The sequence below is a fragment of the Massilia alkalitolerans DSM 17462 genome (assembly GCF_000427785.1).
GTDB classification, from domain to species: domain Bacteria; phylum Pseudomonadota; class Gammaproteobacteria; order Burkholderiales; family Burkholderiaceae_D; genus Telluria; species Telluria alkalitolerans.
Genome location: NZ_ATYR01000001.1, coordinates 374,057 through 389,106 on the forward strand (window position 1 = coordinate 374,057; position 15,050 = coordinate 389,106).

Annotated in this window: 8 protein-coding genes; all 8 read right to left on the reverse strand. The window is 64.2% G+C overall.

Annotation, left to right across the window (positions count from 1 at the left end):
- Window position 1: 1 nt before the first annotated feature.
- Entirely contained in the window at window positions 2–3,259 is a 3,258-nt protein-coding gene (locus YWC_RS0101735) for an efflux RND transporter permease subunit (protein ID WP_027863834.1), read from the reverse strand.
- A complete protein-coding gene (locus tag YWC_RS0101740; RefSeq protein ID WP_027863835.1) occupies window positions 3,256–6,354 on the reverse strand; it encodes an efflux RND transporter permease subunit in 3,099 nt (1,032 codons plus the stop codon). Before YWC_RS0101740 ends, YWC_RS0101735 begins: the two co-directional genes overlap by 4 nt.
- Before the next feature lie 64 nt (window positions 6,355–6,418).
- Window positions 6,419–7,771 carry an efflux RND transporter periplasmic adaptor subunit gene (locus tag YWC_RS0101745; protein WP_027863836.1) on the reverse strand — a complete coding sequence of 451 codons (1,353 nt, stop codon included), beginning with the start codon at window positions 7,769–7,771 and terminating at the stop codon, window positions 6,419–6,421.
- 257 nt (window positions 7,772–8,028) lie between these two features.
- On the reverse strand, window positions 8,029–9,885 hold the full coding sequence (sppA, locus tag YWC_RS0101750) for a signal peptide peptidase SppA (RefSeq protein WP_027863837.1): 1,857 nt from the start codon (window positions 9,883–9,885) through the stop codon (window positions 8,029–8,031).
- A 44-nt stretch (window positions 9,886–9,929) separates the two neighbouring features.
- Window positions 9,930–11,399 (reverse strand): sodium:solute symporter, encoded by a 1,470-nt coding sequence (locus YWC_RS0101755; RefSeq protein ID WP_036212525.1) that lies wholly within the window; start codon window positions 11,397–11,399, stop codon window positions 9,930–9,932.
- A 123-nt stretch (window positions 11,400–11,522) separates the two neighbouring features.
- Window positions 11,523–11,789 (reverse strand): PAAR domain-containing protein, encoded by a 267-nt coding sequence (locus YWC_RS0101760; RefSeq protein ID WP_027863839.1) that lies wholly within the window; start codon window positions 11,787–11,789, stop codon window positions 11,523–11,525.
- Window positions 11,790–11,792: 3 nt separating this feature from the next.
- Window positions 11,793–13,274, reverse strand: a complete 1,482-nt coding sequence (locus YWC_RS32580) for a T6SS immunity protein Tli4 family protein (protein WP_156923427.1) — start codon at window positions 13,272–13,274, stop codon at window positions 11,793–11,795.
- Window positions 13,265–15,034 carry an esterase/lipase family protein gene (locus YWC_RS0101775; RefSeq protein WP_051306148.1) on the reverse strand — a complete coding sequence of 590 codons (1,770 nt, stop codon included), beginning with the start codon at window positions 15,032–15,034 and terminating at the stop codon, window positions 13,265–13,267. Before YWC_RS0101775 ends, YWC_RS32580 begins: the two co-directional genes overlap by 10 nt.
- Window positions 15,035–15,050: the final 16 nt, after the last annotated feature.

Here is a 15,050-nt window from a genome sequence, read left to right on the forward strand (position 1 = left end):
GTTATTTTGCAGGGATCGGCTGATCGAGGTCGGCATGGCGGGTCAGCTCATGCTCGTTCGGCTTCCTGGTGCGCAGCTTGTCGAGCAGGACGTAGACGACCGGCGTGGTGAGCAGGGTCAGGAGCTGGCTGGCCACCAGGCCGCCGATGATGGCGATGCCGAGCGGGCGGCGCAGCTCGGAGCCTTCGCCGAAGCCGATCGCCAGCGGCAGCGCGCCCAAAGCGGCGGCAAGGGTGGTCATCAGGATCGGGCGGAAGCGCAGGATGCAGGCTTCGCGCACCGCCTCCACCGCGCTCAGGCCGCGCGCGCGCTCGGCCTCGAGGGCGAAGTCGATGATCAGGATGGCGTTCTTCTTGACGATGCCGATCAGGAGGAAGACCCCGATCAGGGCAATGATCGAGAACTCCATCCGGAACAGCAGCAGGGCCAATACGGCGCCCACGCCGGCCGAAGGCAGCGTGGACAGCACCGTCACCGGGTGCACCAGGCTTTCGTACAGGATGCCGAGCACGATGTAGATCACGACGATCGCCGCGAGGATCAGCATCGGCTGCTCCTTGCTGGATTCCTGGGCGGCGCGCGCCGTGCCCTGGAAGCTGCCCCGCACGTTGGACGGCATGGCAATGTCGGCTTCGGCCTGCTTCACCGCGGCCTGGCCGTCCTCGAGGTTGAAGCCTTCTGCCAGGTTGAACGAGACGGTGGTCGACAGTTCGCCGTCCTGGTGGTTGACCGAGGTCGGGGTCGAGCTTTCCGCGTAGCTGGCGATCGCGCTCAGGGGCACCATGGTGGTGACGCCGGTGGACAGTGCCGCACCGCTGGACGGGTCGCGCGCAGCCGTCAGGTTGGTGGACGAAGCGGCCGTGCCGGACGCCGATTGCGTGCCCGCGGTGGTCCCGCCGCCGCCGCGCGCCGGCACGTACACGTCGCGCAGGGCTTCCGGCGACTGGGCATAGCGCTGGGCCACGCCCATGATCACGCGGTACTGGTTCAGCTCGTCGTAGATGTTGGCCACCTGGCGCTGGCCGAAGTTGTTGTACAGCGCATTGTTGACGTCGCGCGTGCCGATGCCCAGGCGCGCCGCCGTGTCCTTGTCGATGGTGACGAAGGTCTCGACGCCGTTCTCGGCCTGGTCGGTGTCGACGTCGACCAGCGCCGGCTGGCGCTTCATCGATTCGGCCAGGCGCGTGGCCCATTGCTTCAGGTCGGCCGCGTTGTCGCTCTTGAGCGTGTACTGGTAGGTCGAGTTGCTGGAACGCCCGCCCATGCGCAGGTCCTGCACCGGGTTCAGGAAGATCGACACGCCGGTGACGCGCGCCAACTGCGGACGCAGGCGCGCGATGACGGCCTGTCCGGTATCGCCTTTCGCGCGCTCGTCGATGGGTTTCAGGTTGATGAACATGAAACCGCCGCCCGCGCGCCCGCCGCCGGTGAAGGCGACCACGGTGTCGACCGCCGGATCGCGCCGGATGATGTCCACCAATTGGCGCAGCTTGCCCTGCATGGCCTGGAAGGAGATGCTCTGGTCGGCGCGGATGCCGCCGTTGAGCTGGCCGGTGTCCTGCTGCGGGAAGAAACCCTTCGGGGCTAGCGCGAACAGGTAGACGTTCAAGCCGACCACGAAAGCGAGGATGATCATCACCAGGAGCTTGCTGTCGAGCGCCCAGTCGAGCGCGTGCCGGTAGACCCGCAGCGTGCGGTCGAAGCCGCGCTCGGACCAGCGTGCGAGAAGCCCAGGCTTCTTGTCCTTGTCCTCCTTGCGCAGCAGCCAGGCGCACATCATCGGCGTCGTGGTCAGCGAGATCACCAGCGAGATCATCACCGCCGCCGACAGCGTCACGGCGAACTCGCGGAACAGCCGGCCCACCTGCCCGCCCATGAACAGCAGCGGAATGAACACCGCCACCAGCGACAGCGAGATCGACAGCACGGTAAAGCCCACTTCGCGCGCGCCCAGCAGCGCGGCCTTCATGCGGTCCATGCCGGACTCGATGTGGCGCGCAGTGTTCTCCAGCACCACGATGGCGTCGTCGACCACGAAACCGGTGGCCACCGTCAGCGCCATCAGGGACAGGTTGTTCAGGCTGAAGCCCAGCATGTACATGACGCCGAAGGTGCCCAGCAGCGACACGACGGTGGCCACCGCCGGGATGATGGTGGCGCGCAGGCTGCGCAGGAACACGCTCACCACCAGCACCACCAGCAGGATCGACAACACCAGGGTGAACTCGATCTCGTGCAGCGAGGAGCGGATCGAATTGGTGCGGTCCGAGGCCACCTGCAGGCTCACGTCGCCCGGCAGCTGGGCCTGCAGGGTCGGCAGCAGCGCGCGCACGCCGTCGACGGTCTCGATGACGTTGGCGTCCGGCTGGCGCGTCACCAGCACGATGACCGCCGGCTGGCCGTTGAACAGGCCGAGCGTGTTGACGTTCTCGACGCCGTCGATCACCTCGGCCACGTCGCGCAGGCGGATCGCCGCGCCGTCGCGCCAGGCCACCACCAGGTCGCGGTAGTCCGCCGCCTGCGGCCGGCCCTGGCCCGGTGTGCGGCCCTCCTTGCCGGCCGGCTGCGAATAGATCTGGAAGCGGTTGCCGGCGCCTTCGATCGCACCCTTCGGGCGGTTGGCATTGGTGGCCTGGATCGCGGCGCGCACGTCCTCGCTCGACAGGCCGTACTTGTTCAGCGCATAGGGCAGCAGCTCGACGCGCACCGCCGGCAGCGAGCCGCCGCCGATCTCGACCTCGCCCACGCCCTTCACCTGCGCCAGGCGCTGCTGCACCAGGTTCGATACCGATTCGTAGATCTGGCCCGGCGAGCGGGTCTTCGAGGTGAGCGCCAGGATGATCACCGGCGCGTCCGAGGGGTTGGCCTTGCGGTAGGTCGGGTTGCTGCGCAGCGTGGCCGGCAGGTCGGCGCGCGAGGCGTTGATCGCGGCCTGCACTTCGCGCGCGGCCGAGTCGATCTTGCGGTTCAGGTCGAACTGCAGGCTGACCCGGGTCGAGCCGTTGCTGCTGCTCGAGGTCATCTCGTTGACCCCGGCGATCACGCCCAGCCTGCGCTCCAGCGGCGTGGCCACGCTCGAGGCCATGGTCTCCGGGCTGGCGCCGGGCAGCGAGGCCGACACCGAGATGGTCGGGTAGTCGACCTGCGGCAGCGGCGAGACCGGCAGCACGAAGAAGGCCGCGATGCCGGCCAGCGCCAGGCCGATCGTCAGCAGGACGGTCGCGATCGGGCGTTCGACGAAGGGCCGCGACAGGTTCATGCGCCCACCCTCTCCGGCTTGTTCGGCGCTTTTCCGGTCCGGCGTTGCGCCAGGCGGTCGAAGGCCAGGTAGATCACCGGCGTGGTGAACAGCGTCAGCAGCTGGCTGACGATCAGGCCGCCGAAGATGGCCAGGCCCAGCGGGCGGCGCAGCTCGGCGCCCTCGCCCGTGCCCAGCATCAGCGGGACGGCGGCGAACAGCGCGGCGAGCGTGGTCATGATGATCGGGCGGAAGCGCAGCAGCGCGGCCTGGCGGATCGCGTCCAGCGGCGCCTTGCCTTCGTCGCGCTCGGCCTCGATGGCGAAGTCGATCATCATGATCGCGTTCTTCTTGACGATCCCGATCAGGAGGATGATGCCGATGATGCCGATCACCCCGAGCCCCTGCCCGGTCACCCACAGGGCCAGCAGCGCGCCCACGCCGGCCGAAGGCAGGGTCGACAGGATGGTCAGCGGATGCACGTAGCTCTCGTACAGCACGCCCAGCACGATGTAGACGCAGACCACGGCCGCCAGGATCAGCCACAGCTGGTTCGACAGCGAGGCCTGGTAGGCGCCGGACGCGCCGAGGAAGGTCATGCTGACCGCGTTCGGCATCTTGATTTCCTCGGCCGCTTCGTGGATCGCATTTACTGCGGTTCCCAGCTTGACGCCCTCGGCGGTATCGAAGCCCACGGTGGCGGCCGGGTACTGGGCCACGTGGGTGATCTGCAGCGGCGCCTCGGCCTCGCGGATGGTGGCTACCGCCGACAGCGGGGTCGGCTGGCCCGAGCTGGTGCGCAGCTGCAGGCGGTTCAAGCTTGCCAGCGACATCGCCTCGTCCTGCTGGGCCTCGAGGATCACCCGGTACTGGTTGGTTTCGGTGAAGATGGTCGAGACGATGCGCTGCCCGAAGGCGCTGTAGAGCGCGTCGTCGATCGAGGCCGCCGTGATGCCCAGGCGCGAGGCGGTGTCGCGGTCGATGTCGATGTAGGCGGCGCTGCCGACCGCGCCGGCGTCGGTGGTGGCGTTGCGCACTTCCTTCTTGGTGGCCATCTGGGCGACCAGCTTCCTGGCCCATTCGTTCACGGTGGCGCTGTCGGCGCCTTCGATCGACAGGCGGTACTGGGTCGGGCCGCTTTCGGCGTCGATGGTCAGGTCCTGGGTCGGCTGCAGGTACAGGGTGACGCCCGCCACGTTGGCTACCCGGCTGCGCAGCCGGTTCATGATCGCTTCCTGGTCGCCGCGTTCCTCGGCCTTCAGGTTGATCAGCATGGTGCCGGTGTTGAGCATCGTGTTGTTGGCCGCGTCCACGCCCACGTAGGAGCTGAGCGAGGCGACCGCCGGGTCCTTCAGCACTTCGGCGGCGGCAAGCTGCTGCAGCCTGGCCATCTCGGCATACGAGATCGACTGGCGCGCCTGCAGGCGTGCCTGCAGCTGGCCGGTGTCCTGGGTCGGGAACAGGCCTTTCGGAATGACCACCCACAGCAGCGCGGTGAGCACCAGGGTGGCCAGGGCCACCAGCAGGGTCAGTCCCTGGCGCGCCAGCACCCAGCCCAGCGCCACGTCGTAGCGCCCAATCACGCGGTCGAAGAAGGCCTGGGACTTTTGCGCGAAGCGCCCCGGGCGCTCTTCTTCATGGCTCTTGAGCCAGCGCGCCGACATCATCGGCACCAGGGTGAGCGAGACCACCATCGAGATCAGGATGGTCACGGCGAGGGTCACCGCGAACTCGCGGAACAGGCGTCCGACCACGTCGCCCATGAACAGCAGCGGAATCAGGACCGCGATCAGGGACACGGTCAGCGAAATGATGGTGAAGCCGATCTGGGTCGCCCCCTTGACCGCCGCCGCCATCGGCTTCTCGCCTTCTTCGATGTAGCGCGCGATGTTCTCGATCATGACGATCGCATCGTCGACCACGAAGCCGGTGGCGATCGTCAGCGCCATCAGGGACAGGTTGTTCAGGCTGTAGCCCATCAGGTACATGATGCCGAAGCTGCCGATCAGCGAGATCGGCACCGCCAGGCTGGCGATCACGGTGGCGCGCAGGCTGTGCAGGAATGCGAAGATCACCAGCACCACCAGCACCACGGCCAGCAGCAGTTCCATCTGCACGTGCTCGACCGAGGAGCGGATGCCGGCGGTGCGGTCGCTCAGCACGTCCATGCGCACCGCGGCCGGCAGCCCGGCCTGCAGCTCGGGCAGACGCTCCTTGATGCCGTCCACGGTGGCGATCACGTTGGCGCCGGGCTGGCGCTGCACGTTCAGGATGATGGCCGGCTTCATGTTGGCCCAGGCGCCGATGCGCACGTTCTCGGCGCTGTCGACCACGCGCGCCACTTCTTTCAGGCGCACCGGGGCGCCATTGCGGTACGCGACGATCAGGTTCTGGTAGTCCTCGACCGCCAGCAGCTGGTCGTTGGCGTTGATCGCGTAGGAACGCGTGGGTCCGTCGAAATTGCCCTTGGCGCTATTCGCGTTGGCCGCCGTGATGGCGGAGCGCAGGGTGTCCAGGCCCAGGCCGTAGGAAGCCAGCGCCTCGGTATCGGCCTGGATCCGGACGGCCGGACGCTGGCCGCCCGACAGGGTCACCAGGCCGACACCCGAAACCTGGCTGATCTTCAGCGCCAGGCGCGTGTTGACCAGGTTCTGGACCTCGGTGAGCGGCAGCGTGTCGGAGGTAATCGCCAGGGTCAGCACCGGCGCGTCGGCCGGGTTGACCTTGGCGTAGACCGGCGGCGCCGGCAGGTCGGTCGGCAGCAGCGAGCCGCCGGCGTTGATGGCAGCCTGCACCTCCTGCTCGGCCACGTCGAGGGTCTGGCCGAGGCCGAACTGCAGGGTGATCACCGACACCCCGGCCGCGCTGGTGGAACTCATGCGCGTCAGGCCCGACATCTGGCCGAACTGGCGCTCCAGCGGCGCGGTGACCGTACGCGCCATCACTTCGGGACTCGCGCCCGGATACAGGGTCTGCACCTGGATGGTCGGGAAGTCCACCTGCGGCAGCGCCGACAGCGGCAGGAAGCGGTAGCCGACCAGGCCGGCCAGCACGATGGCCAGCATCAGCAAGGCCGTCGCGACCGGCCTACGAATAAATGGCGCCGATGGACTCATTAGTTAGCCCCAAGACCGTCGTACCCGCGAAGGCGGGTACCCAATTTTGCGTGCGCAGCCACATTCATTGCTGCGCCCCCTGACGCTGGCGACGCCCTTCTCCCTGCCCTTGCTGTCCGCCGGCGCCACCACGCGCTCCCTGCGCCCGATCGCCTGGCAAGGTCACCTTGGCCCCATCGCGCAAGCGATCCGCCCCTTCGGTAATCACCTGCTCGCCCACCTTCAGGCCGGTCTTGATCTGCACCTTGTCCACCGTCGCCTGTCCGCGCGTCACCGCGCGCTGCGACACCGTCTTCTCCTGGGCATTGAGCACGAACACGAAGTCGCCGTTGGCCCCATGGCGCAGCGCCGTCACCGGCACCACCACGGCATCGTCGATCATGTCCAGCTGCAGGCGCAGGTTGACGAACTGGCTGGGGAACAGCTTGTTGTCGCTGTTCGCGAAGCGCGCCTTGGCGCGCACGGTGCCGGTCTGCACGTCGACCTGGTTGTCGAGCGCAATGAAGCTGCCCGTGGCCAGGGTATCGGTGCGGGTGCGGTCCAGCGCGGTGGCGGGCAGCTTGGCGCCTTGCGCAATGCGTCCCTGCAGCGCCGGCACCTGGTCCTGCGGCACGGTGAATTCGACATCGATCGGCGACAGCTGGGTGATCACCGCCACGCCGTTCGCATCGCCGGTGTTGACCAGGTTGCCGATATCGACCGTGCGCAGGCCCACGCGGCCGGAGATCGGCGCCTTGACCTGGGTGTAACCGACATTGAGCTGGGCGATGCCTTCGGCCGCGCGGTCGGTCATGACCGTGCCCTCGAGCTGCTTGACCAGCGCCGCCTGGGTGTCGACCTCCTGGCGGGCGATCGATTCCTGCTCCAGCAGGGTGCGGTAGCGGCCGAGCAGCAGGCGTGCGTTCTCGAGCTGGGCCTCGTCGCGCTGGCGCTGGCCGCGCGCCTGCAGCAGCGCCATCTCGAAGGGGCGCGGATCGATCGTGGCCAGCACCTGGCCGGCCTTGACCGCTTGGCCTTCGGTGAACAGGATCTTCTGCACCACGCCCGAGACCTGCGGCCGCACGGTAGCGGTTGCTGCCGGCACCACGGTGCCGAGGGCGTCGATGATGATCGGGATGTCGGCCTGTTCGGCGGTCGCGACGCCCACCGTCGTCGCCGGCCCGCCGCGCCCGCCCCTTCCGCCGCCACCGGCGCCAGGACCGCCGCCACCGCCGGGACCGCGTGCCCCGGCCGCCCCCGGCGGACCGCCCGCGCCCGCGCCCGCCGGACGGTGGGTCAGGTACCACGCCAGCGCCGCCAGGCCGGCCATCGCCAGCACCGCGATGACGGTCCCGATCAGGCGCTTGCGGCGCCTGGCCTCGGGAGATGGGGGTGGTGGGCTCGTGAGGGCGGACTTGGGGGACTGGTTCGAATCCATGCTCAACCTTGTTCTTATGGGCAGAATGTTATTCAGATAACGTTGTGCCCAAAAGATTAGCATGGCCTCCTGCCCCGATATGTTTCGTAACGTACATTGCGCGCACGATGCTGTTACATGTCCGGGACGGCCTTTACACCGATTTACACCGATACCCGCGAAATCGGTGGAGTAAACGGAAAACGGGTGCGGAATCGCTTCCGCACCCGTCTTTTTACCGTATCAATCAGTTACAAACTGGCTACAAATTTATCCGCTCATGGCGTGCCGCACAGGCAGTGCGTCACCGCGGCGAAGGGCTTGCGGCCGTCGGCCACGTCCTTCAGGAATGCCATGTCCTGCGCCACCTGGGCCATCGGGCCGGCTGGCAGCGCCGCTTCCATCAGGCCGAGCTTGACCTGGATGTTGACGGCCTGCGCGGTCGAGGCGCCCATCATGTTCAGGAAGCGCTCGATGCGGCTGACCGGCCGCTCGATGTAGGCCACCCGGTAGTCCTCGCCCAGCTTGGCGCGCTTGGCGGCCGAGGCCAGCGCATCGCGGTAGCCGCCCAGGCGGTCGACCAAGCCGCGTTCCTTGGCCTGGGCGCCGGTCCAGACCCGGCCCTGCCCCACTTCGTCGATCTTCGCCGGGGTGGTCTTGCGCGCTTGCGCCGCCTTGGTGGTGAACTCGCTGTACACGTGGTTGATGCTGCTCTGGACCAGCGAGCTGAAACGCGGGTCGATCGGGCGCAGCGGGTTGTAGGCATCGGCCAGCCAGGTGGTGGTGACGCCGGCCGTATGGATGCCGAGCTTGTCGCTGATCTTCTCGGCGGTCGGCAGGATGGTGAACACGCCGATCGAGCCGGTGATGGTGGCCGGGTCGGCGATCACCTCGTCGGCCGCCATCGAGATCCAGTAGCCGCCCGATGCGGCCACGCTGCCCATCGACACCACCACCGGCTTGCCGGCGGCGCGCGTCAGTTCCAGCTCGCGCCGGATCAGCTCCGAACCATAGGCGCTGCCCCCGGGCGAATCGACGCGCAGCACCACGGCCTTGACCTGTTCGTCCTCGCGCGCCTGGCGGATCAGGTTGGCAGTAGTGACGCCGCCCACCACGCCCGGTCCGCTGGTGCCCTCGGTGATGTTGCCGGAGGCGGTGATCACGCCCACCGCATCGCCGAATGGCCGGGTCTCGTGGCGCGCCAGGTAATCGTGGTAGCCGACCTGGCGGAAGGATTTGATGCTCTCGTCCCAGGCGCCGCGCTTGGCCAGCATGGCGCGGATCTCGTCGCGGGTCTTGAGGCCGTCCACCAGCTTGGCGCCCAGCGCCACCTGCGCCGCGCTGCCGCCTGCCGCTTCCATCTGCTGCGGCAGCGTCTCGATCCACCTGGCCACGCTGCCCGTGGGGAGCTTGCGGTTCTTCTCGACCTGGGCCGTGTAGTCCTGCCACAGGGCGTTGTACAGGAAGCTGTCGGCCTCTTGCGCCGCTTCCGACGGGCCGTTGGCGATATAGGGTTCGGCGAAGCTCTTGTAGGTGCCGACCTTGATCAGGTTGACGGTCACGCCCAGCTTGTCGAGCGCGTCGCGGTAGTAGTTGCGGCGCCCGCCGAAGCCTTCGATCAGCACCATGCCCATCGGGTGCACGTAGACTTCGTCCGCGTGCGAGGCGATCAGGTAGCGCTTCTGGTCATAGGTGCCGCCCCAGGCCACCACCTTCTTGCCGGCAGCCTTGACGCGGTCGATCGCGGCGCCGACCTCGCGCAGCTGGGCCAGGCCGCCGCCATTCATCTGGTCCAGCAGCAGCACCACGGTGCCGATGTGCTTGTCCTTTGCCGCGGCATCGAGCACGCGCAACAGGTCGCGCAGGCGCACGCTGCGCTTGCTGTCGCCGCCGATGGAATCGAGCACCGTGTCCTCCAGGCTCGACTGGTACTGCTCGACCAGGTCGCCCTTCAGTTCCAGCACCAGGGCGGTTTTCTCGCCGATCGGCTTGACGCCGCCCGAGCTCATGATCGAGATGACGATGATCACGAACAGCAGGAACAGCAGGTTCATGAAGGTGCGGCGCGATACGTCGACCGCGTGCCACAGCATGCCGAAGGCACGGCGCAACGCACTCAGGGGTTTGAAAGCCATCGAAACTCCATCTTCAGTCTATATGAAAGGCGCAGACCGCGTTGTTACACAGTGACTGCGGCCGTCCCGGTCTTTTCCTTCTGGGAGATGGCAAACAGGCCGGCAAACACGAGTATGCCATTTACCATGAGCAATTCCAGCCCAAGGCGGTAAGAACCGAGCAAGTGTTCCTGATTGTACTCAAGGAGCGCGCAGAGAATCGGCGCGCCAATCGTAATGTACGGCACCAAGCGGTCGGTGAGCGTGCGGCGCGTGAGCATGCCGAAGGCGAACAGGCCCAGCAGCGGACCGTAGGTATACGCCGCCAGCTTCAGGATCAGCCCGATCATGCTCGGGTTGTCGGCCGCCTTGAAGCCCAGTACCAGGAACAGGAACAGCGCGGCGAAGCCCAGGTGCACGCGGCGGCGCAGGCTTTCCTTGGCCGCTTCCGTCAGGTCGGTGCGGCGCTTGATGCCCAGCAGGTCGATGCAGGTCGACGAGGTCAGCGCCGTGATCGCGCCGTCGGCGCTGGGGAACAGGGCCGAGATCAGCGCGATCAGGAACACAACCTGCAGCGCCGCCGGCAGGTGGCCCATCACCACGGCCGGGAAGATCTTGTCGCCGCTTGCCGTGACGCCCGCGATCGGCGCGTACAGGTACAGCAGGCCGCCCAGGAACAAGAAGGAGAGCAGCACCACGACCAGCACCGCGGTCAGGGTCAGCATGTTCTTCTGCGAGTCCTTCAGGGTCTTGACCGAGATCGTCTTCTGCATCATTTCCTGGTCCATGCCGGTCATCGTGATCGTGATCAGGGCGCCGGCGATGATCTGCTTGAGCCAGAAGTTGGGACTGTCCAGATCGTGCGTGAAGATCCTGGCCAGGCCTTGCGACTGCATCTGGTTCAGGCTTTCCGGCACCGACATGTTCAGTTCGCCCAGCAGGATCCAGACGCATGCGAACAGGCCGAACAGCATGGCGCTGGTCTGCAGGGTGTCGGTCCAGACAATGGTCTTGACGCCGCCCTTGTAGGTATACAGCAGGATCATGCCCAGCACGACGAGGGTGCTGAGCCAGAACGGCACGCCGAGGCTGTCGAGGATGATCGCCTGCAGGATGTTCACCACCAGGTACAGCCGCGCGGTGGCGCCGAGCAGGCGCGACACGATGAAGAAGCCCGCCCCGCTCTGGTAAGCGCGCCGGCCGAGGCGGACGTCGAGGTAGTGGTAGATCGAGGTCAGCTGCAGGCGGTAGTACAGCGGCAGCAGCACGTAGGCCACGGCGATGTAGCCGATCACGTAGCCGATCACGATCTGGGCATAGCCGAAGCCGTCGACGCCGACCGCGCCCGGCACGCTCACGAAGGTCACGCCGGACAGCGTGGTGCCGACCATGCCGAAGGCGACCAGCATCCAGTTGCTGCTCTTGTTACCGATGAAGAAGCTGTCGTTGTTGGCGTTGCGGGAGGTGGCCCAGGCTACCGCGAGCAGGAGCGCGAAGTAGCCGATCAGGATTGCGAAAAGGAGTGCCGGGGACATGGATTTCCAGTGGGGTTATCGTTTCGCCCAGCAATATACACCTAAGCGATGCCCCCGGGAATGCAGCAAGCTTGCCCTGCCATGCCTGCGGGTTATGCCCCGACAAAAACCTCTGACGACCCGCTACTCTTCGCAAAAATTTCCGACAGTCGCAATCAAGGTCGCGCCACAGGTCGTTTTATACCCCTCGTAGGCGACTGCGATGTCGTCGATGACGTGGCGCCCCTCGCCTTCGGCGATCTTGCAGTTGTCATGTCCCTTGATGGGACAACTGCAGACGTCGCCCACGCGGGCCACCGGTTTGCCATCCACCGTGAAATGCTCTGCGCTTACGCTCACGACCTTGCCGCCATGGGATGTCGGGTCACCGAGACGAATGACGTTGCGCATCGCTCAGCCATGTTCTTTGGGCGGGGCCGCATCGGCCTGGATACCACCAGGATCGTCCGTCATCGTCGTCTCACTCCTGGGAGCGAGCTGTGCGATGGACGGAGGCTGCGGCGTTGATTTGGCGAGAGCGGGCTTGTCATCATAATCGACTAGCTTCCACATCGTCGCCAACTGATAGGAAGGTATTGCTCCCGTGAGCCTTTGCCAGAGAGACGGCGCGCCGCTCACTGTCACACGCGGCATTGTTTCGCCGGCCTTGATATACCTGCGCCGGCTGTTTTCCGTGCCGGACGGTTCGCTGGACTCCCACATCCCCGTCTGTGGGCAGCTGCGGCCCGTGGCGGCGAGCTCGCCCAGCGGAAGGCGCGGCTGCGTGTCGGTGTCAGCAGTTTTCACCGCCGCAGCACCGGTCGGACGCACGCGGATGGTGCTCGTAATCTTGTCCCATACCGCGATGGCTTCTTCGTCGGTCAGGCTGGGTTTCGTGGCGCCGGCGGCGTTGTTGGCGACACCGGTTTGCATACGGATGTCCACGTAAGGTTTCAATGGATCATACGGTACGCCCTGGAAATCCATACCAAAATCATGAATTCCGTGAACGCCTGCTTGGTCTGGCGAGCGCGACAGGGCTTCGAAGCCGTCGACCCAGTCGTAAATCTCGCGGGCTCCCCTACGAAAGTATTTAGTTTTCAGGCGTGGATGACTGGGATTTTCGACTTTCAAATTTTTCTCGAGCCGCTCAAGTTGCCATTTTAGCGAATTGCTTTCGTTTTTGTGCGGGTTGGCGGGGCGAACAAAAATAGAGACATGCGTATCAGGGAATTCGTTTAGGCGGAAACCAATGCGGACAAGTTCAGCAAGGTGCTCTCTTTCGGCACCTAGTTCATCGGGGAGAAAGGCATATTCAATACAATTGCCGGGCTCGTTGGGTATTTCGTTCTCGGCACGTAGTCGTAGTCGACGAGCAATACTCTTGATCAGTGCTATATCTTTGTCTTTACTACTCTTAAATGAATAAGTATCGAAGATAACGCCGTCATTGTTCAGCTTAAAGTACCCATTGATCTTGAGCCTATTAATCGCTTCAAAACCGTCATAGCCCGTAACGATCTTTCCCTCAGGCTGGGCTATATCGTCAACTGATAGCAATAATGGCACGTCGTCATGGTTGATTGCCTTTTCACTTTTTAGTTTTTCAATAAAATCTTGCTCTAGCACCTTTACTTTGCTAACGCCGTTGGGGTAGATGGTGGCAGATATCGGCACACTTGCCTTCCCCCAGGCCACCGTAGCTGATTGCGGCACATCGACCATGAACCGTCCAAAGCAAATAGTCTTGGACTTTTCGAACACGGATTGTAGGCGGGGCGTGAGTGGTGTCATAGTCGGTGTCTTCCTTTCCTTTGCATTCTGGTCGCATGCGGCCAAAATCAGGACCGCTGCGGCGAGTGGCGCGAAAAACCGAGGTTTGTTTGTTAGACGCATGATCGTTCCTCTACAGATCTCCAAGTCGCCTTCTGAGCGATTCGTACAATGCTGTACAGTGTCGCAGCGATCGCTCGGGGATCTTTGTAACTCGACTGATGTTCGTAACCGGTTTGACGGAAAATAGCTTTAAACGCACCACTGAGTAACTGGTAATCGGCAGACCTCGCTGGCACGGTTTGGTCCCCAGGCGTCGAAGGTGGGAGAATGGTCGCGTGTACTGGCTTAGGTATTCGGTCGACAAAGGGGTGAAGTGCTTTGTTAGGGATGATCGGATCCCAACGAACAAGCTGCACTGTACCCTGCTTAGTGTCGGTAATAATGGGCCAATCCTTCCAGCCCGCTGGGTCAGCGCAGTTCTTGTCGATAGCCCATATGACTTCTCCGAAACTATGCCTTGCACGGTCGGCGCCATAATGAGCATAGCTGTTGGAATGAAACGTCTTCGAAATTCGCCTGTGAAAAATCATGGCTTCGTCAAGAAACTCGCAGGCCCGCTCAAATGTCCCGCCGCCATCTTGCGGAGGAAGTCCAGAAGGATTAATCCACTCTTCCAGGAAAAGCGAATACCACTTTCCGCGAATCTTGTAGATCTCATTGTACGGATCACCCTGCTTCGGCCAGACCTCCAGATCGCGTCCATTGTGTGTTACGCGTAGCCAGCCATTCCCGTATGAATCGCTAGGCAACAATTGCAGTGCGCCGGGTGAGTTCGCTAGAACCGCCGTCACCTCGTCGCCAAAGTTGCCGGCCACTTTAGCCCCAATGCTTTCAACCGGATTTTCCATCATGCCAGGGTCCTCGAATCCCGCTCGCATACGCTTATAAGCCGCTGGAGCGCCGACGGCTGGCATCACGCCGTGGACAATGCCGAGTATTTTGTCTTGCAGGTTGCCAAACTGCGGGTGAATCAATGCCCGCCCAACGAGGCCTCCCATAGAATGGGTAACAATGATTACCTGATTGCATTCGTAGCCCGATTTGTTAAGATCATCGATCGTTTGATTGATGCGCTTGGCAATGATTTTGGCGCTATCTCCATTAGACTGCAGCCAGTTATAACCAAACGCATAAACAGCGAACCAGCAGCCAGTGGCAACCTTCTTGAGTTCGTCCTCAGTTAGCGCCTTCTGAGGCAGACTCGGATCAGCACTCCACACCTGAGGGTCGACGCCAACGACATCACGCCACTCGGGACGAATCTTCCCCTCGAAGAAGGTACTGTTGAGGCGTGATTCAAGATGCTGCAATAGTTCGCCATAGCTCTTGAAAAAAACCTCACCCCACCCGCGCGCACGCGCCTTTTGTGCAGCGCTGCGTCGGTTCTTGACGATGATGGGATCATCTGCCAGCAATGGCGAACGAAATCCCTTATCAATCTCGACGTTGCTGTGCCGTCCGTCGCCACTAACCTCAGGCGGGCCAGATGGATCGTAAATGTCGACTGTGGTTTGCAGCGGGTCAAGGCGCAGCTGCCGTTCCGCGGGCGACTCGGTCGCGGCGTCGGTGATGTTCGTCGGGCCAAGGACGTCTGGCCGCCAAGCGATGTTGTCACTCCTGCGCATTTCCTGTTGCCGAGCCGCGCTCATGCGCAGATTCGACCCCATGATCCCGGGCAGGAAAATGATCGGCAAGACCCGCCGGGGTAGCATGCGCGCGCACTGCGGCGCCTTGTCCTGCTTCGGTGTCGCAAAGCCCTCGGCCTTGCGCGCTGCGCCAACATGTTGTTGCGCCGGCAAGGGACGTTCTGCGGTAGTCATCGTTTGCTCCTCCTTG